Genomic DNA, 18074 nt, shown 5'->3' with positions numbered 1-18074 from the left:
TTGCGATGCAATCGGCGGCAACGGTTCTCAGCCTGCGCGGCCTCGATACTCGGCCCTGTCGTGCGCGGCATCGAGCATCCGTCAGCCGCAGACGGCACCGATCGACGCCGAGCCCACCAGCTTCGTGTACTTGGCCAGGACGCCGCGGGTGTAGCGGGGCGGCAACGGTTCCCAGCCGGCGCGGCGGCGGGCGAGTTCGTCGGCATCGACCAGCAGGTCGAGCGTGCCCTCGGCGACATCGAGCCGAATGGGGTCGCCGTCACGCACGAAGGCGATCGGGCCGCCGTCGACGGCTTCCGGCGCGACGTGCCCGACGCACAGGCCCGTGGTGCCGCCGGAGAACCGTCCGTCGGTGAGCAGCAACACGTCCTTGCCCAGGCCCGCGCCTTTGATGGCCGCGGTGATGGCCAGCATCTCGCGCATCCCGGGACCGCCCTTCGGCCCCTCGTACCGGATGACGACCACGTCGCCGGCCGCGATCGTGCCGTCTTCGAGGGCGTCCATCGCGGCCCGTTCCCGATCGAAAACCCGTGCCGTGCCGGTGAACACGTCGGAGTCGAAACCCGCCGACTTGACCACGGCGCCATCCGGCGCGAGAGAACCGGAGAGGATGGTGATGCCACCGGTCGGATGGATCGGCGCGGCCATCGCGCGGATCACCTTGCCGTCGGGGTCCGGCGGGGTGATGTCGGCCAGGTTCTCCGCCACCGTCCGTCCGGTCACGGTCAGGCAGTCGCCGTGCAGCAACCCGGCATCGAGCAAGGCTTTCATCATGACCGGCACGCCGCCGATCCGGTCCACATCGGTCATCACGTGGTTGCCGAAGGGCTTGACGTCCGCCAGGTGCGGCACACGGCGACCGATGCGCGCGAAATCGTCCAGCGATAGGTCGACATTCGCTTCGTGCGCGATGGCCAATAGGTGCAGCACGGCATTGGTGGAGCCGCCGAACGCCATGACGACCGCGATCGCGTTCTCGAAAGCGGGTTTGGTGAGAATGTCCGACGGGGTGATGCCCTGGCGGATCAACTCGACCACGGCCTCGCCGCTGCGGCGGGCGTAACCGTCGCGGCGCCGGTCGGTCGCGGGCGGCGCCGCGCTGCCGGGCAGCGACATGCCCAGCGCCTCGGCCGCGCTGGCCATGGTGTTGGCGGTGTACATGCCGCCGCATGCGCCTTCGCCGGGACAGATCGCCCGCTCGATCGCGGCGACGTCGTCACGGCTCATCAACCCTCGGGCGCAGGCGCCGACCGCTTCGAATGCGTCGATGATCGTCACTTCGCGCTCGCTGCCGTCGGAGAGCTTCGCGATGCCGGGCAGGATCGACCCCGCGTACAGGAACACGCTCGCCAGGTTCAGCCGGGCCGCGGCCATCAGCATCCCGGGCAGCGATTTGTCACAGCCGGCCAGCAGCACCGAACCGTCGAGCCGCTCGGCCTGCATCACCGTCTCGACGGAGTCGGCGATCACCTCACGTGAGACCAGGGAGAAGTGCATCCCCTCGTGTCCCATGGAGATGCCGTCGGACACCGAGATGGTGCCGAACTGCATGGGGAAGCCGCCGCCGGAGAAGACGCCGTCCTTGCAGCCCCGGGCGAGTCGCTCCAGAGACAGATTGCAGGGCGTGATCTCGTTCCACGAGGAGGCCACGCCGATCTGCGGCTTCTCCCAGTCGTCGTCGCCCATGCCGACCGCGCGCAACATCCCGCGAGCGGCGGTCTTCTCCAGCCCGTCGGTGACGTCACGGCTGCGCGGTTTCAGATCGGGGACTTTCGAGTTCTCGGGCACGGTTTCCCATCATGCTCGCCTCCGCGCCGATTACCGCGACGACCACGCCGAATTCGCGAAGACCCGCCGCTCGTCCGCCCTGAGCGTAATGCCGGGCACTCCGGCGGCCCGGAACCGTACGCTCTGCTCATGAGCGAGCACCCGAGACTGCACTCGATTCCCGGTGGACGCGATGACCGCACCCCTCAACCGGACTCGCGAACGCCGCCGGAACCCTTGTGGCGCGAGGTGCTCGGCGAACAGTTGCGCACCCTGCGGCAGGACCGCGGCGAGACGCTGGTCGAGACGGCCCGGCGGGCGGGCATCTCCCCGCAGTATCTGTCGGAGGTCGAGCGGGGACGCAAGGAGCCGTCGAGCGAGATGATCGCCGCCCTGGCCGGATCGCTCGCCACCACGCTGGGTGAGCTCACCGGCCAGGTGGCGGACGAACTACGCGCGCGCCGCCGCATCGCCCTCCTGCCGCGGTCGGCGCCGCGTTCCGGCACCGGGCCCACGCTCATGGCCCTGGCGGCCTGATCAGTCGCGCCGTCCCAGGACCTGGTCGACCAGGCCGTACTCGATCGCGGCCGACGCGGTGAAGACCCGGTCGCGGTCGGTGTCGTGCCGTAGTCGCTCCACCGACTGCCCGGTGTGCCGGGACAGGATCGACTCGATCTCCGCCCGCAGCCGCACCAGCTCGTCGGCCTGCAGGATCAGGTCGGGAATCGCGCCCTGTCCACGTGCGGCGGGTTGGTGCAGCACCACCCTGGCGTGCGGGAGCATGGCGCGACGGCCCGGCTCGCCGCCCGCCAGCAGCACCGCGCCGACCGCGATCGCCTGGCCGACGCAGGTGGTCTGGATGGGCGAACGAACGTGCTGCATGGTGTCGTACACGGCGAGCATGGAGGACAGATCGCCGCCCTCGCAGTTGATGTAGAGGTTGATCTCCTGCTCCGGGCTCTCCGATTCCAGGTGCAGCAGCTGAGCGATGAGCGCGTTGGCGACCCCGGAGTCGATCGGCGTGCCGAGGTAGACGATGCGCTCGGCGAGCAGGTGGGAGTAGATGTCGGTGATCCGCTCCCCGCCACGCGGATGCTGGGCGATCACATTCGGGATGGTGTAGGTGCTCACGCTGTGTCCTTTCCGGCATGATCGGGCCCCTCCGTGGTCACGCTGCGCTGCCGCCTCCGGGGCTGACCGATCATGCTGTGCCCGCTTCCGGCATGATCGGGCCCCTCCGTGGTCACGCTGCGCTGCCGCCTCCGGGGCTGACCGATCATGCTGTGCCCGCTTCCGGCATGATCGGGCCCCTCCGTGGTCACGCTGCGCTGCCGCCTCCGGGGCTGACCGATCATGCCGAGATCCCGATTCGCTGGCGTTGCGGGACGATCTGCCCGAACGAGTCGACGATGTGGTCTATGAAGCCGTACTCCTTGGCCTGCGCGGCCGTGAACCACCGGTCGTGCAGCGAATCCTCGTAGATCCGATCGAACGGCTGGCCGGTGTCCTCGGCGATGATCCCGAGCACGGTGTCCACGGTGTAGCGCAGATCGTCGGCCTGGACCTCGACGTCGACGGCCGTGCCGCCGATGCCCGCCGATCCCTGGTGCATCAGCACCCGGGCGTGCGGCAGCGCGAAACGTTTACCCTTGGTGCCCGACGACAAGAGAAATTGTCCTGCGCTGCAAGCCAATCCGAGCGCGAGCGTGGCGACTTCGCACGGCACCAGCCGCATGACGTCGCGGATGGCGAGCATCGAGGGGACCGATCCGCCCGGCGAATGGATCCACAGTGAGATACCCGCCTCGGGATCCTCGGCGGCGAGCGTGAGCAGCTGGGTCATCAGCAGCGTCCCGTTGTCGTCGTCGAGCGCGCCGTCGAGCACGACGATGCGGCGACTGAGCAGTTGCTCGCGTGCCCGCCAGCTGAACATCGGAGTCTTGTCATCGTGAGCCATGGCTCCACGGTGCCGCACGCGTGGCGCCGGACCGTTCCCCCGCTGCCCTCGGCAGATCCGCTCTCAGCAGTCGAGCGAGGGATCCCGAACCGGGGCGGCGAACGGGCCACGCAGCCGTTCGGTCACCTCCCACAGCCGCAGCGCGGTATCCCGGTCGTAGGACGCGTCCGAGCTGCGCGTCTCGGTGAAGCGGTTGTAATAGGCCCCGTTCACCACATCCCGCGTCGTCGCCAGGTGGACGACCGGCGCGGCGCCTTGCCGCGCGGACAACGCCGTCAGGTGCAGCATCGCCACCCGCGCCCGTGGGAATTCCCGGCCGAGGTCGGTGCGCACGAAGCCGGGATGCAGTGCGGCCACAGTCAATTGCGGGTACCTGCGACGCAGTTCGTAGGTGAACAACAGGTTGGCCAACTTGGTACGGCTGTAGGTCACGAACGGGTCGAAGTTCCGCTCGCTGGGCAAGTCGTCGAAGTCGATGCGCACCGGGCCCGCGCGGAACATCGACTGCCGGTGGCCTTCGGAATTGACGTTGACCACCCGGCCGCCGCCGCGACACAACAACGGCAGCAGTCGTCCGGTCAAGGAGAACGGCGCGAGATGATGGACGGCGAGATTCAGCTCGATTCCCTCGCCGGTCACGCGACGTTCGGGCGTCATGACACCGGCGTTGTTGATCAAGATGTCCACGCCGTCGAACCGCTCGGCGACCTGCTCCGCGACGTGGTCGATACCCGTCGAGACCGCCAGATCCGCGCGCACGAACCGGCCACCGGTCTCGCGAGCCAGCCGCGCGCCTTTTTCCGCGTCGCGGCCGACCAGCACGAGGTCGTGGCCGTCCTTAGCCAGCCGCAGTGCCGCTTGCCGTCCCAGCCCGGACGTGGCTCCGGCGAACACGATCCGGCTCATCGCGCCGCTCCGGCCGCCACGTCGGATTTGCCCAAGCCCAATGCACCGGCGATCACCCGATCGCGCAGGCGGAAAGGCAGATACGCGAGCATCCGCAGCATGCGTGCGTCCGAACTCGCGACGTAGCAGTCTTTGGGCCGCCTGGCCTCGGCTGCCCGCACGATCGCGTCGACCACCGTGCCGACCGGCCGTGTCTTCTGTTCCGCCAGCGCCTTTTCGACGGCGGCCAATTGTGCGCGGTAGAGCTCGACACGGTCGGCGTCGGCCAGCAAGAGTGCTTCGCGCGCAGCCGATTCGGCCTTGGCGAAAATCGTCGTCTCGAGCGCGCCCGGCTCCACCACAGAGACCGGGATGGCCCAGGGCGCGAGCTCGACGCGTGCCGCGTGGGACAACGATTCGAGCGCGGCCTTGCTCGCCGAGATCGGTCCCAGGTACGGCATCGCGGTGCGAGCGCTCGCCGCGCTGATGTTGATCACCCGGCCGCCGCCAGCCCGCAACAGCGGAAGTGCGGCCACCAGGACCCGGTGCGGGCCGTAGACGTTGATGTCGAACTGCCGGTGCAGTTCCGCGTCGGGGACCAGCTCCAGCGGCCCCTGCACGATGACGCCCGCGTTGTTCACCAGCACCTGTAACCCGGCTGGGCCACGGTCGGCCGCGACCGCGTCGAGCGCATGGCGAACGCCCGCGCTGTCGGTCACATCGAGTTCCACCGGCACGACGTTCGCGTGCCCGAACCGGGGGGCGTTTCGCAGCGTCCGCACTCCGGCGTAGACGCGGTAGCCCCGCGCGGCGAATGCCTCGACGGTGGCCGAACCGATTCCGCCGCCCGCACCGGTGATCAGCACCGCCTTCGAACCCTGAGTCGTCATATCAGCCTCCATAAGTAAGCAACCACATGTTCCATGCAACATGTATAAAGCTACATGTCGGAACAGTCAAGACGGTGAACTACGGCAGAACGACAGAGGTACGCTCCAGCCGGGCCACCGATCACGGAATAGGGAGCGTCGATGTCACTGCGTCACGGGTTACTCGGACTTCTCGCCGACCAGCCCGGCAGCGGCTACGACCTGACGCGCCGATTCGAGGAGATGCTCGGCGCGATCTGGCCCGCCAAGCATCCCCAGATCTACGGGGAGCTGACCAGGCTCGCGGAAGAAGGACTGGTCGAGGCGGCGGCGGAGGGCCCGCGCCGGCGCAAGGAGTACCGCATCACCGACGACGGCGTCGCCGAGTTGCGCCGCTGGCTGGTGCACGTCGATGTGGACCACACCATCCGTCTGGAACCGGTCCTGCGCTCGTTGTTCTTCTGGCTGTTGAACTCCGACGAACTGGAGGCGCACCTCACCAGGGAAGCCCGGTTCTACCGGGAGAAGGCGGAAATCTACCGCGAGTACGCGAACGCCAAAGACCGCGGGGACTTCGGCGACTCCCCGCAGACCCGCTCGATGCGTGTCACGGTCGAAGCCGCGGTCCGACTGTACGACGCCCTCGCCGAGTGGGCGGAGTGGGCGAAGACAGCGCCTTTGTCCGAGCCGGAATCCTAACGATCCCAGCGCATTCCGATCGGAAGACGCCGATGCCCGCCGGGCGCGTGATGCGCCGGCGGGCATCCTTACCGGAGGGCGTAATCGCTAGGACTCGCGACCCGCGGTGGAGGCGGAACGCTGCCTGCTGGTGCGGGCGCGGCGGCGTTCGGCCTGCAGTTCGGCGAGTTCCTGCTCGAGGATGTCGGCGACGCGGAACGAACCGGTGTCGTAGATGTCCGGCGGGCGAGCCGTCGGCGCTTGCGCGACGTCGGGCGCGGGGCTGTCCTTGCCGTTCTTCGGTTCCGGCGTCGAGCTGTCGCTCTTGCTGTCCGCCAGCGGTTGCCGGGTGACGGCCGGGATCTCGGCCGTCGAGACCTCCGCCTCGGCCACCGGCGTACGCGGCTTGGCCGGCGGCGTCTGCCGGACGACCACCTTCGCCGCGGCGGAGTCTTCGGCCGGCACGCGCGCGGCCGGCCGGGACTCGGCCTTCGCGGCCGATACCGGTGCGGGCTCGTTCGCAGCGAGCTTCTTCCCGTTGGCGGCGGGCGCACCGCCATTGGTGACGATGACGTCGGTGTCCTTGACCTGCACCGGCGACGTGGGGCGCGCGTCGAAAGCCGCCATCGCGTCGAGATCTTCGATGGACTCGGGCAGCACGGGCTTGCGCGGCGCCTCGACCGGAGGCCGCTTCTTCTCGGCTTTCACCGTGGCCATGGGCTCCTCGTCGGAGACCTCCGGCAGGAACTGGATTTCGGCGACCTCGACCACGTCCTGCTCGACGACCTCCTCCGGAGGCGCCGCGACAACAGGAGGCGGTTCGTAGTGCCTCTGTTCGGGTGGAGCGCTCGGCGCCTCGGGCGCGACCGGCGCGCGATATCTGGGCAGCGTGAGCCGGATCTGCTCGGCCGGATCGGGCAGGTCACGGACCTGCTCGGTGGCCCTGGCGATGGCGAGGCCGTAGCGAGCGCTCGCGGCGTCGTGGATGAGCAGCGCGACACCGATCATCACCGGCGCGATGGCGTGCACGGCCGCGTCGTACCAGGCGCCCGCGCGCAAGTAGGGATAGGTGTTGAGGCTGACGGTCAGCGCCAGCAGGGCGACTTCGGCCGTCGCGACCTGGCGGCGGTTGTCGATCACACCCCATTCGGCGACCTTGTTCGTGCCGATCATGATGATGATCAGGCAGACGCTGATCATGCCTTCGAGCAGGTAGCTGAACCAGTAGAGCGGATCGGTCGCGCCGCCGGGAGCGATGTTGTGCTGGACGTTGACCGCCGACCACAACATGCCCGCCGCGACGACACCCGCCAGCGCGCGCAGCGACCAGGACCGATGCCGATACAGCGAGGCCAGCTTCGCGTGCGGGCTGGATTCGCGTCGCTGCGCGGCAATCGCCTTGCGGGCGAGCAGGAGATCTCGCATGTCGGCCTTCTCGATCGCTTCGGTGGTCTGCCTGGCGCGGTCGGATGCCGCGGCGGCAGCCTGCGCCTCTTTCCAGCGCTGTCCGCGCTCCTGGGTGCGGATCCGTTCGGCGAGCTCACGTTCGGCATACAGTTCGTCCTCCGACAGCGCCTCGGTGAGCGCGGGATCGAACTGGTAGGCGAGCCGTCCACGGGCCTTCTCGACCCGCCTCGCCAGCTGTGTAACCTCGTCCTCGATGGGATGTTCGATGACCATCAGCGCTCCCCGCACGGGAGACGCGATGGCAGACAAGTGATCACGTATGGCAACGGCACGTTTCATTCATAGTCGATCCACCGCTACCGGCGAAACTGTTCATTTGCCATCTCGCAAAACTATTCGGCGTGCCGCGGACGACACACGCTGTGCGACGTGATTTCCCGGCGGTCGCAGGCACTTCCTTCCCCGCGCGCCAGACCATTGATCGCTCTATGCTGAACTGGCGCGCTTTCCCTTCGCGGCGGCGCGTGCGCTCCCGCAGCGCGTTCGGATACGCCGGTGCCGTCGAGATTCGCCCCTCGGCGGCACCGGGCCGACCGCGTTCCGCCATTTACGTGCACCGAGTATTTCGCGCGGCCATTCCGGCCCGCCGAATCGCGGAGACCTTCTCGCACCGGGCGGCTCACTCCGCGGGCGGATCCGCCCGGCATTCGGCGTCCACCGAGTCGAGCACCCGCGACAACGTGTCGAACAGCAACGAGTCCAGCCGGTCCTGGTCGACGTCGTCGCGGGACAACCACTGCACCGTCAGGTCCTCGGCCATCGCCCACCACGAACGCACCACCAGGCGCTCGGCGGTCGACCGCGCGGGCCTGCCGAGCGCGGCGAACACCCGATCGGTCAGTTCGTCGTGCATCCGCTCCATGATCGATTCGAGGACCGGGTCCTGCCCGGCGGCGCGCAGCAGCCCCACCAGCGGTCCGCTGCGCTTGCGCATGTAGCTCGCGAAGTTCGCGATCATCGACGCGAGCGGGTCCGCGGCGTCGGGGTCCGGGCCGGTGGCGCGCAGGAATCGCTGCGACGCGGCGCGGACGAGTTGCGCGTAATAGTCCTGCTTGGTCGGGAAGTAATGGAACAGCAGCCCGCGCGAGATGCCCGCCTGCTGCGCGACCGCGTCGACGGTGATCCGGTGCCAGGGCCGGTCGATCAGCATGCCCAGGCCGATTCCGATCAGCTGCCTGCGCCGGTCGTCCGCCGAGCGCCGGCCGCCCGGCTCCACGGCGACCTCGGTCATCCACCCTCCTCTATTGAGCAATGCTCAACAATATGCTACCAATGACCTGACCGGAAGTTGAGCAATGCTCAGCAGACCTCGAGGATGGGTATGGACTTCACGCATTCCGATCGAGCCGTCCGCCTCACCGATCAGGTGCGGCAGTTCGTGCGCGACGAGATCGAGCCGCGCGACGAGGAGCACGCCGCCGCCCTGCGGGAATCGCCATGGGCGGTTCCGCCGGTGGTCGAGGAGCTCAAGAAGAAGGCGCGGGATGCGGGTCTGTGGAACCTCTTCCTGCCCGATCCGGAACTCGGCGCGGGCCTGAGCAACGTCGACTACGCCCCGATGGCGGAGGCGATGGGCAGTTCCGGGTGGGCGCCGGAAGTGTTCAACTGCAACGCACCCGACACCGGCAACGCCGAGGTCCTGCTGCACTACGGCAGCATCGAGCAGCGGCAGCAGTGGCTGCGACCGCTGCTGGACGGCACGATCCGCTCGGCGTTCTGCATGACCGAACCCGAGGTGGCCTCCTCCGACGCGACCAATATGGCCGCGACCGCCGTGGTGGACGGTGAGGAGATCGTGCTCAACGGCCGCAAATGGTGGAGCACCGGCATCGGCCACCCGAACTGCAAGTTCGTCATCTTCATGGGCCTCACCGACCCGGAGGCGCACCCCTACCAGCGGCATTCGATGGTGCTGGTTCCGCTGGACACCCCGGGCGTGCGGGTCGAACGGATGCTCACCACCTTCGGCTACCTGGACGAGCCCTTCGGCCACGGCGAGGTCACTTTCACCGACGTGCGGCTGCCGCTGGACGCCGTGATCGCCGGGCCAGGACGTGGCTTCGAGATCGCGCAGGGCCGTCTCGGTCCCGGCCGCATCCACCACTGCATGCGCGCCATCGGCCTAGCCGAGCGCGCGCTCGAACTGGGCTGCCGCCGCGCCCTGTCGCGCACCGCGTTCGGCAAGCCGCTGGCCAACCTCGGCGGGAACCGCGAGCGCATCGCCAACGCGCGCGTCGCGATCGATCAGGCGCGGTTGCTGGTCCTGCACACCGCCTGGCTGCTGGACACCAAGGGCTTGGCCGGCGCGCGCAGCGAGGTCTCCCAGATCAAAGCGGTCGTGCCGAGGATGACCCAAGAGGTGCTGGACATGGCGATCCAATTGCACGGCGGGGCGGGACTTTCCGATGACTTCCCGCTGGCGCGCGCGTTCGCCGGCATTCGTTCGCTGCGCTTCGCCGACGGCCCCGACGAGGTGCACCTCGGCGTGATCGCCCGGCAGGAGCTGCGTAAATACGGGACCGACCGGTGAGCGCTCCGGAGGCCACCGCTGTCCGCGCGGAGGACGCCTTCGACGTCGCCGCCCTGCACACCTGGCTCGCCGAGCGGGTCCCCGGTCTGAGCGAGCCGCCCGAGGTGCGCCAATTCTCCGGCGGCGCGTCCAATCTGACGTATCTGCTGCGCTACCCGGATCGTGACCTGATCCTGCGCCGTCCGCCGAGCGGAACGAAGGCGGCTTCCGCGCACGACATGGGCCGTGAGTTCCTGGTGCAGGAGCGGCTGCGTCCGCACTATCGCTACGTGCCGCGGATGGTGGCCCGGTGCGCCGATCCGGACGTGATCGGCAGCGATTTCTACGTGATGGAGCGGGTGGCGGGGACGATTCTGCGCGGCGATCTGCCAGAGGGCACCAGCCTGTCCCCCGATCAGGCGAAGCGGTTGTCCACCACGGCTTTCGACTGCCTGATCGAATTGCACCAGGTCGACCCCGAGGCGGCCGGTCTCACCGGAATCGGCAAAGGCGCGGGCTATGTCGGCCGCCAAGTCGCGGGGTGGTCGCGGCGCTTCGTGAACGCGCGCACCGACAATGTCAGCGATTTCGCCGCGGTGATGGCCTGGCTCGATGCCAACCAGCCCGCGGACGTCGCCACCACCGTCATCCACAACGACTTCCGGCTCGACAATCTGGTGCTGGATCCGTCGGGCTCCGGCGCGATCGTCGGTGTGCTCGATTGGGAAATGGCGACGCTGGGCGACCCGCTGATGGATCTCGGTGGCGCGCTGGCCTATTGGGTGCAGGCGGACGACGACGAGGTCATGCGGGCCTCCCGCCGCCAGCCGAGTCACCTGCCCGGCATGCTGACCCGCGCGCAGATCGTCGAACACTATTGCGCGCGCACCGGCCGTTCCGCCGAGAACTGGCCGTTCTACGAGGTCTTCGGGCTGTTCCGCCTGGCCGTCATCGCCCAGCAGATCTACTACCGCTACCACCACGGCCAGACCACGAACCCGGCGTTCAAGGATTTCTGGAAGATGATCAACTACCTGGATTTCCGCTGCCGGAAGGTCGCGGGCCTCGAGTAACGCGTCACGCGAACTCCGTCATCGACCGAGCGCGATGGACCCCATATCCGTGACGGCGCAGCCGTTGGCGACCGGTATCCCGGCGAATCGGTCGCGCAGCCAAGCGACCACGCTCTGCTCGGCAAGGGTGTTGAGGGTCAGATGTTCGCTCGCGTGGTCACGGATGTAGGTGACGCGAGCGGCGGGGTCGCGGCAGTAGGCGGCGGCGAGTGCGTCGGCGGGACCGATCGGGACGAGCCAGTCCGCGGTCGCGTGGTAGAGGAAGACCGGTGCGTCGGGCACCGACTTGCCCATTCTGGTGCGGTCGAAGACCGCGCGCAGCACCGGCGTGTGCAGTAGACCGCCCTGGACCAGGCTGTCGATGTCGAGGAACGGTTCCGTTGCGGCCTGATACAGCACGCAGCCGCTGTCCTTCGCGTCGAGCAAGAGCCGTCCCGGCGGCGTCGCGTTCGCCCGCAGGTAGGCGTCCAATTCCGGTTCCTCGCGCGCCAGACCGATGATGGCGGCCGCGACCAGGCCCGCGCCCGGGCCCTTGTTCGCCGCCAGCGACAACGCCTCGAGGTCGACGTCGGTACCGCCGGAGACGACGCCGACCAGGTTCACCTCCGGCGCGTAGGAGCTGCGCGACTCGGCGCCGTGCAACGTGGGGACCGAACCTCCGGAATAGCCCCACATCGCCACCTCGGTATCCGGTCCAGGCAGTCCCAGCGGACCGAACCGCTCCGCGGCGCGGATGCCGTCCAGGGCGATCCGCGCGGCCAGCGGGCCGTGGGCGAACGCCGAATTCGGCCCTTGATGATCCGGCACCACGACCGTCCACCCCTGCGCCAACAGCGCCGCAGCGCTGCGCAACGGGTCGATCTGCCCGTCCAGCAGACCGGCCCCCATCGACCGGCGCACGGTATAGGACGGCGCGCAGAACAGTCCGATGGAATCCTCGGCGGCGTGCAGCGACACCAGCTTCCCGTTCGCCGCGGGCGGTTTCAGCAGCGTCGCGACGGCGGCGATGGGCTGGTCGGCGCTGTTGTTCGACCGGTAGGAGATCTGCCATGCCTCGGCATCCAGCGCCCCGGGCGCCTGGTTCGCGATGGTGACCGGTCGCGCGGCGAGGATTCCGCCGGGCCGCTGGGCGCCGACCAGCTCGGCGGTCGGCCGATAGAAGGGGTCCTGCTCCGGCGGCGCCGGATCCGCCACCGCCGGGAGTTGCGGCTCCGCCTGCGACGGCGGGCCCGGTATCGCCAGCAGCACCGAAAGAGCGGTTCCGACAACCGCGCACCACCGTGCGAACACCACCGACGACCTCCCCTTGGAATCGATCGCTTATGCACCGCATTTCGCGCCGATCGACCGCCCCGGCAGTGGCATCGTAACGAAAGTCCCCGCGCTCGAACGGGAGATCGGACTCAGTTCGGTGCGGTGATCTTGGCGATGGTGGATCCGCCGTCGGCGGTGACCACGGTGACGAACTGCCGGTAGGTGCGGCTCGTGGCGTCGGGGCGCAACTCGGTGATGACCACGTCGTAGCGTCCGTCGAGCATGGGGGTGATCATGACGCAGTGCTGCGTTCCGGTGGGGACGGAGGCGATGCCCGCATCGATCACGGCGACCGGCGGCACCACGGCGTCGGGTGCCGTCAACGATCGCGCTACCGCTCCGGACCGGGTCGCGTAGTAGGCGTGCTGGAAGGCGAGGATCACGTCCGGTCCCGAGGCCGTGGAGCCGGTCCCGTTGCCGCGCACCAACTGTGCGCCTCGGGTCGGCTCACAGCCGGGACCGCCGCCGAGCACCGGGTCCGCTACCGTGGCCGATTGCCGGGGAGCCGACGCCGCGTCGGTGTAGACCAGGACCAGCGCGGCCGCGGCGAGCGAGGCGGCCAGCCCGGCACCGCCGACCAGCCACGCGCGCCGAGCGCCGCGCCGGGCACGGCGTCGATCGCGGTGGGTCCGATGCCGGTCGCGTTCCCGGCGCGGCGGCGGCTCGTTGGCGGAGATCATCCCGGGCCACGTGGGCACGCGTTCGGCCCCGACCTGGCCCGGGCGGGCGCGTCGGCCGCCGGGCTCGGACGTGTTCGACGACATGATCTCGCCGCACCCCCTTTTACCGGTGCCTATTCGGCCACCGTGGGTTCCCTCTCAATGCCGTTGCGCAATAACAACATTGCATATCTCTTCGGATTCTGTCGGTCGAATGCTCAACAGGCAAGGACGAACTCCGCCACGACAGCCCCGGAACACGCGAAACCGGCCGATCGGGACCGGGCGGTCGGTGCGATTCCGGGCCTCCGGGCGATCTCGCCGCGGACGGAAGCGACGCGGCCGCCCTGCCGCCGTAGCATCCCGCACATGAGCCAGCCGATGCCGCCGCCCTATCCGCAACATCCCGCGCACCAGCCGCCGCAGCCGTATCCCCCGCCCCCGCCGCCGGGACCGCAGTTCCCCATCCTGGTCTCGACCATGAACGACGTTCCCGGACAGGAGATCGCCCGGGTGTTCGGCGAGGTCGCCGGGCTGACCGTGCGCAGCCGCAGCTTCGGCTCGAACTTCAGCGCCGGTTTCCGCTCGCTGGGCGGCGGGGAGATCCCCGAGTACACCCAGCTGCTCTACCAGTCGCGGCACGAGGCGATCATGCGGATGTGTCAGCACGCCATGTCGTTCGGCGCGAACGCGGTCATCGCCATGCGCTTCGACTGCAACGAGATCGCCGGGACGATGAGCGAGGTGGCGGCGTACGGCACCGCCGTGCTGCTCAAACCCTCCGCGTGATCGAGCTAACCCCAGGTCAGCGGGTCCAGATGGAGGAAGAAGCGCTGACGATCGGCGTCCAGCTCGATGCCGTAGCGGGCGGCGAATGTCCGGTCGGCCTGTTCGGCGCGCCGCTCGTCTTGCCATGACTCCCGGGAATTTTCGAGCAGCAGGGCGATATCGGCGTAGGGGTCGGCGATGCCGAGACGCCCGAGGTCGACGAAACCGGTCACCGTGTGCGTTTCCGGATCGAGGATGATGTTGGGCAGGCACAGATCGCCGTGGCACACCACGGCTTCGGCGAACTCCTGGGTCATCCTCGGCTCCAGCTCACCGGCCAGCCTGGTGAGCAGTACGGTGGGCGGAGTGCCCTGTTGTTCCACGGGGAGGAACTCGGTGTGCACCGCACCCCGGACCACCACGTCCTGGGCCATCGCGAACATCCGCGCCAGGCCACGATCGAACGGGCACTGCTCGGTGGGCACCTCGTGCAGGCGCCGCACCGTGTCCGCGATGGATTCCCAAGCGCGGCCGAGCGTCTCGCCGGACACCGCGTCCGCGGGCACGCCCGGGACCGCGCTGGTCACCAAGCAGGCGCCATCGTCGCCGGCCCGCCAGTCCAGCACTCGAGGGCCGGGGATATCGTGGCCGTCGAGCCAGACGATCTTGTCCCGCTCCAGCGCGAGGTCCGCGACCCCACCGGGATCGACCCACTTGGCGTAGCGGGAGCCGTCGGCGGACCGGAACACCTCGGCGCCGGACTCCCCGCTGCCGACCGGCGCCCATCGGCAATCGGACGGCAAGGCGGCACGGAAGCGGACAAGCGACTCGGACACGCCATCGACGGTAGCAACGGAACCGGCGCGTGACCCACCTCGCAGACCTCCGGCAACCCGGATGTATAGTTGCTTAAAGCAACTAGTTGTGGTTGCCAATCAATGTGCTGGTGGGGAACATCGAGGTGAGTGTCATGTCCGCAACCGCTCGCGAGCGCCGGATCACGGCGGCCGAACTCGCGGCCGCCGACGAACTCGGTCAGCGGCTGGTCCGGTTCATGCGCGCGGTCAACCGGGCGAAATGGCAGCCCGTCCGGCCGGGTCCGGACGGACTGGAGCGACTCGCCTACGCCGTGCTGTTCTCCCTCGTGCACGAGGGACCGCAGCGCGCGGGCAGGCTCGCCGAAGTGCTGCACGCCGAGCCATCCACCATCAGCAGACAGAGCAGACAACTCGTGGCACACGGCCTGGTCGAGCGCCGGGCCGACCCGGTCGACGGCCGGGCGTGCGTGCTGGCGGCCACCGCGGAAGGCGTTCGCGTCTTCGAGGAGAATCGCGCCCAGCGCAACCGGTGGCTGGCCGACATCCTGGCCGACTGGCCCGCACCGGACCGCGACACCCTGACCGCGCTGCTCGACCGGCTCACCGCAGGAATAGAGACCACCACCCGACACCCAGCCGATCCGAAATAGGGCTCATTCATGACGACTTCCACCACCCGGGCTCCGCGGAACCCGGCCGCAGGCGCGGACACGTCACTGTCGCACCGGCAGATCCTGACCATCCTGTCCGGGCTGCTGCTCGGCATGTTCCTGGCCGCGCTCGACCAGAACATCGTCAGCGTCGCGATTGTCAGAATCGCCAACAGCCTGCACGGTTTCGACGAACAGGCCTGGGCGACCACCGCTTACCTGATCACCGCCACGATCACCACGCCGCTGTACGGCAAATTGGCCGACATCTACGGCCGTAAGCCGTTCTACCTCACGGCGATCAGCCTGTTCGTCATCGGTTCGGTGGCGTGCACCTTCGCCACCTCGATGTACCAGCTCGCCGCGTTCCGCGCGTTCCAGGGCCTGGGCGCGGGCGGCCTGATGTCGCTGGCGTTCACCATCATCGGCGACATCGTCCCGGCGCGCGAACGAGTGCGTTACCAGGGCTATTTCATGATGGTCTTCGGCACGGCCACGGTGCTGGGCCCGGTGCTCGGCGGCTTCTTCTCCGACTACGAACAGCTCGGCGGCATCGAGGGCTGGCGGTGGGTGTTCCTGGTGAACGTCCCGGTCGGCGTGCTCGCCCTGCTCGTGGTCGCCAAGGTGCTCAACGTGCCGCACCAGCGCCAGCATCACCGGATCGACTGGTTCGGCGCGCTGACGCTGACCATCTGCGTGGTGCCGCTGCTGATCGTCGCCGAACAAGGCAGGCACTGGGGATGGTCCTCGCACCGCTCGCTGCTCTGCTACGGCATCGGCGCGGCGGGTCTGGTGCTGTTCCTCCTGGTCGAGTTCTTCATGAAGGACTCCGCGCTGATCCCGTTGCGGCTGTTCAAGAATTCGACCTTCAGCGTCACCATCGCGGGCGGATTCATCGTCGGCGTCGCGATGTTCGGCGCGATCACCATGGTTCCGCAGTACTTCCAGGTCGTGCGCGGCTACTCGCCGACCAAGGCCGGTCTGCTGATGCTGCCCTTGGTGCTCGGCATCATGATCGGCTCGCAGACCGCGGGGCGGATCACCAAGAGCACGGGCCGCTACAAGATCCTGCCGGTGACGGGCACGTTCATCGTCGCGGTCGGCGCGGTCCTGTACGCGCAGGTGCACTACGACAGCCCGCTGTGGCAGCCGCTGGCCATCGGCGGACTGATCGGGCTCGGGCTCGGCTGTTGTATGCAGACGCTGATCATCGCCGCGCAGAACGCCGGTCCGCGCTCCGACATGGGTGTTTCCACCGCGTCGGCCACCTTCTTCCGGCAGATGGGCGGCACGCTCGGCGTCGCGGTGTTCCTGACCATTCTGTTCAATCTGCTGCCGCACCGGATCACCGACGCGTTCGGCGGCGCGCTGCCACCCGGGTTCGGGACCGAGCAGCTCAGCGGCATGCAGTCCAATACCAGCGGCATCGCGGCGCTGCCCGACGCGCTGAAGGTGCCGATCCTCACCGGCTTCACCAACTCCATGCACGGGGTGTTCTACGCGGCGGGCGCGGTCGCGCTGCTGGCCTGCGTGGTGCTGATGTTCATGAAAGAGATCCCGCTCCAGGACACTCCGGCGCCCGCCGCGCAGACGCCGGTCGAGCAGACCGAGGCCGCCGAGTCGCACTGGGACGCGGATCAGGTCTGGGAGGGCGCCGCGCAGGCGCTGTCGGAGCCGGAACCGGTGCTCGCTGCGGCCGCGGGCGGCTACGCCTCGGGCGAACCGGCGGCCAACGGCGCGTACCTGCGCGAGCCGAGGGCGAATTTCGACGGCGCCGAGCACGAAGGCCGTTCGCTCAACGGCTACGTCCATCGCGAGGACGGCAGGCCGGTGCCCGCCGCCGCACTCACGCTGATCGACCATCAGGGGCGGCAGGCCGCGCGGACGAACGGCGGCGCGGACGGCAGTTACCTCGTCGGCGTGCCCGACGCGGGCAACTACGTGCTGATCGTGTCGGCCGCGGGACATCAGCCCGCCGCGGTCAACGTGACCGTCGCAGACCGGCCGCAGCAATTCGACATCACCTTGCTCGGCTCCGGCGAGGTGTCCGGCGTGGTCCGGTCCAGCACCCTGGGCGAGCCGCTGCCGGGCGCGACCATCACGCTGACCGATCTGGACGGCGAGGTCGTCGGATCCGCGACCGCCGAGGGCGACGGCGGCTACGTTTGCCACGGCGTCGTGCCCGGCACGTACACCGTCGTGGCGGTCGCCGAGCACATGCGTCCCAGCGCGACCGCGCTGACCGTGCCGGACAGCGGATTGCTGCACCACGACATCGTTCTCACGCCGATGGCGGTGCTGGCCGGGTCGGCGTGGGCGGACGGCGGCCGGGCGGTCGCGGACGTGCAGATCAGCGTGCTCGACGCGGCGGGCGTGCTGACCGCGACGACGCGCACCGACGAGAACGGCCGCTATGTCGTCGCGGATCTCGCCGAAGGCGACTACACGGTCGTCGCCCGGGGCTATCCCGCGGTGACCAGCCGGATCACGGTGAGCGGCGGCGAGGTCGCCCACGACGTGCGGCTGGGCTACGACCTCGAGGACGAGGCGACCGGGAAGGTCCCGCCCGTCCGCTGACGGATTTTCCGGCGTACGGAGGAGGGGCGGTGGTCACCGGACCACCGCCCCTCGCCGTTCGCGCCGGTGGATTCGGCTGATTC

Annotated in this window: 17 protein-coding genes; 7 read left to right on the top strand and 10 right to left on the bottom strand. The window is 69.0% G+C overall.

The window, feature by feature from the left end:
- Positions 1-81: 81 nt before the first annotated feature.
- Positions 82-1788 (bottom strand): dihydroxy-acid dehydratase, encoded by a 1707-nt coding sequence (gene ilvD, locus ACIA5H_RS20580; RefSeq protein WP_355075779.1) that lies wholly within the window; start codon positions 1786-1788, stop codon positions 82-84.
- A 129-nt stretch (positions 1789-1917) separates the two neighbouring features.
- Here ilvD and ACIA5H_RS20575 point away from each other — a divergent pair, with 129 nt between their 5' ends.
- On the top strand, positions 1918-2304 hold the full coding sequence (locus ACIA5H_RS20575) for a helix-turn-helix transcriptional regulator (RefSeq protein ID WP_355075777.1): 387 nt from the start codon (positions 1918-1920) through the stop codon (positions 2302-2304).
- Here the strand turns inward: ACIA5H_RS20575 and ACIA5H_RS20570 are convergent, their stop codons facing one another.
- The 4 genes from ACIA5H_RS20570 to ACIA5H_RS20555 all read right to left on the bottom strand — a co-directional run bounded on the left by ACIA5H_RS20570 (position 2305) and on the right by ACIA5H_RS20555 (position 5499).
- Positions 2305-2898, bottom strand: a complete 594-nt coding sequence (locus tag ACIA5H_RS20570; protein WP_379254179.1) for a ClpP family protease — start codon at positions 2896-2898, stop codon at positions 2305-2307.
- 220 nt (positions 2899-3118) lie between these two features.
- Positions 3119-3724, bottom strand: a complete 606-nt coding sequence (locus ACIA5H_RS20565; RefSeq protein ID WP_379254177.1) for a ClpP family protease — start codon at positions 3722-3724, stop codon at positions 3119-3121.
- A gap of 63 nt (positions 3725-3787) precedes the next feature.
- Entirely contained in the window at positions 3788-4630 is an 843-nt protein-coding gene (locus tag ACIA5H_RS20560; protein ID WP_379254176.1) for an SDR family NAD(P)-dependent oxidoreductase, read from the bottom strand.
- Positions 4627-5499, bottom strand: coding sequence for an SDR family NAD(P)-dependent oxidoreductase (locus tag ACIA5H_RS20555; RefSeq protein WP_379254174.1), 873 nt, complete (start codon positions 5497-5499; stop codon positions 4627-4629). The genes ACIA5H_RS20560 and ACIA5H_RS20555 overlap by 4 nt, the downstream gene beginning before the upstream one ends.
- Before the next feature lie 141 nt (positions 5500-5640).
- Between ACIA5H_RS20555 and ACIA5H_RS20550 the strand changes: the two genes are divergently transcribed.
- Positions 5641-6177: a PadR family transcriptional regulator gene (locus ACIA5H_RS20550; protein ID WP_379254173.1), complete on the top strand. Its 537-nt coding sequence runs from the start codon at positions 5641-5643 to the stop codon at positions 6175-6177.
- Positions 6178-6264: 87 nt separating this feature from the next.
- On the opposite strand, the gene ACIA5H_RS20545 is transcribed toward ACIA5H_RS20550, so the two are convergent.
- Together ACIA5H_RS20545 and ACIA5H_RS20540 are read right to left on the bottom strand one after the other, a co-directional pair.
- The gene (locus tag ACIA5H_RS20545) at positions 6265-7836 is read right to left on the bottom strand and encodes a hypothetical protein (RefSeq protein ID WP_397077079.1); all 1572 of its coding nucleotides are present in this window, start codon (positions 7834-7836) and stop codon (positions 6265-6267) included.
- Between the two features lie 406 nt (positions 7837-8242).
- Positions 8243-8854: a TetR/AcrR family transcriptional regulator gene (locus tag ACIA5H_RS20540; RefSeq protein WP_397077078.1), complete on the bottom strand. Its 612-nt coding sequence runs from the start codon at positions 8852-8854 to the stop codon at positions 8243-8245.
- A gap of 90 nt (positions 8855-8944) precedes the next feature.
- On the opposite strand from ACIA5H_RS20540, the gene ACIA5H_RS20535 reads away from it, so the two are divergent.
- Together ACIA5H_RS20535 and ACIA5H_RS20530 are read left to right on the top strand one after the other, a co-directional pair.
- Positions 8945-10153 (top strand): acyl-CoA dehydrogenase family protein, encoded by a 1209-nt coding sequence (locus tag ACIA5H_RS20535; RefSeq protein ID WP_355075763.1) that lies wholly within the window; start codon positions 8945-8947, stop codon positions 10151-10153.
- Positions 10150-11205, top strand: coding sequence for a phosphotransferase family protein (locus ACIA5H_RS20530; RefSeq protein ID WP_379254171.1), 1056 nt, complete (start codon positions 10150-10152; stop codon positions 11203-11205). The genes ACIA5H_RS20535 and ACIA5H_RS20530 overlap by 4 nt, the downstream gene beginning before the upstream one ends.
- Positions 11206-11223: 18 nt before the next feature.
- On the opposite strand, the gene ACIA5H_RS20525 is transcribed toward ACIA5H_RS20530, so the two are convergent.
- Entirely contained in the window at positions 11224-12498 is a 1275-nt protein-coding gene (locus tag ACIA5H_RS20525) for a lipase family protein (protein WP_397077077.1), read from the bottom strand.
- A 110-nt stretch (positions 12499-12608) separates the two neighbouring features.
- Positions 12609-13283: a hypothetical protein gene (locus ACIA5H_RS20520; RefSeq protein WP_397077076.1), complete on the bottom strand. Its 675-nt coding sequence runs from the start codon at positions 13281-13283 to the stop codon at positions 12609-12611.
- Between the two features lie 360 nt (positions 13284-13643).
- Here ACIA5H_RS20520 and ACIA5H_RS20515 point away from each other — a divergent pair, with 360 nt between their 5' ends.
- Positions 13644-13967, top strand: a complete 324-nt coding sequence (locus ACIA5H_RS20515) for a YbjQ family protein (protein WP_355075979.1) — start codon at positions 13644-13646, stop codon at positions 13965-13967.
- Between the two features lie 5 nt (positions 13968-13972).
- On the opposite strand, the gene ACIA5H_RS20510 is transcribed toward ACIA5H_RS20515, so the two are convergent.
- Positions 13973-14782, bottom strand: a complete 810-nt coding sequence (locus ACIA5H_RS20510) for an APH(3'') family aminoglycoside O-phosphotransferase (RefSeq protein ID WP_397077075.1) — start codon at positions 14780-14782, stop codon at positions 13973-13975.
- A gap of 134 nt (positions 14783-14916) precedes the next feature.
- On the opposite strand from ACIA5H_RS20510, the gene ACIA5H_RS20505 reads away from it, so the two are divergent.
- Both ACIA5H_RS20505 and ACIA5H_RS20500 read left to right on the top strand, forming a co-directional pair.
- Positions 14917-15414 carry a MarR family winged helix-turn-helix transcriptional regulator gene (locus tag ACIA5H_RS20505; protein WP_379254166.1) on the top strand — a complete coding sequence of 166 codons (498 nt, stop codon included), beginning with the start codon at positions 14917-14919 and terminating at the stop codon, positions 15412-15414.
- A 9-nt stretch (positions 15415-15423) separates the two neighbouring features.
- On the top strand, positions 15424-17991 hold the full coding sequence (locus ACIA5H_RS20500; protein ID WP_397077074.1) for an MFS transporter: 2568 nt from the start codon (positions 15424-15426) through the stop codon (positions 17989-17991).
- Positions 17992-18074: the final 83 nt, after the last annotated feature.

This window comes from Nocardia sp. NPDC051900 (assembly GCF_044452545.1).
Classification (GTDB): Bacteria; Actinomycetota; Actinomycetes; order Mycobacteriales; family Mycobacteriaceae; genus Nocardia; species Nocardia sichangensis.
The sequence above is the reverse complement of the archived record's forward strand: the minus strand, read 5'-3'. Positions and strand labels throughout refer to the sequence as shown.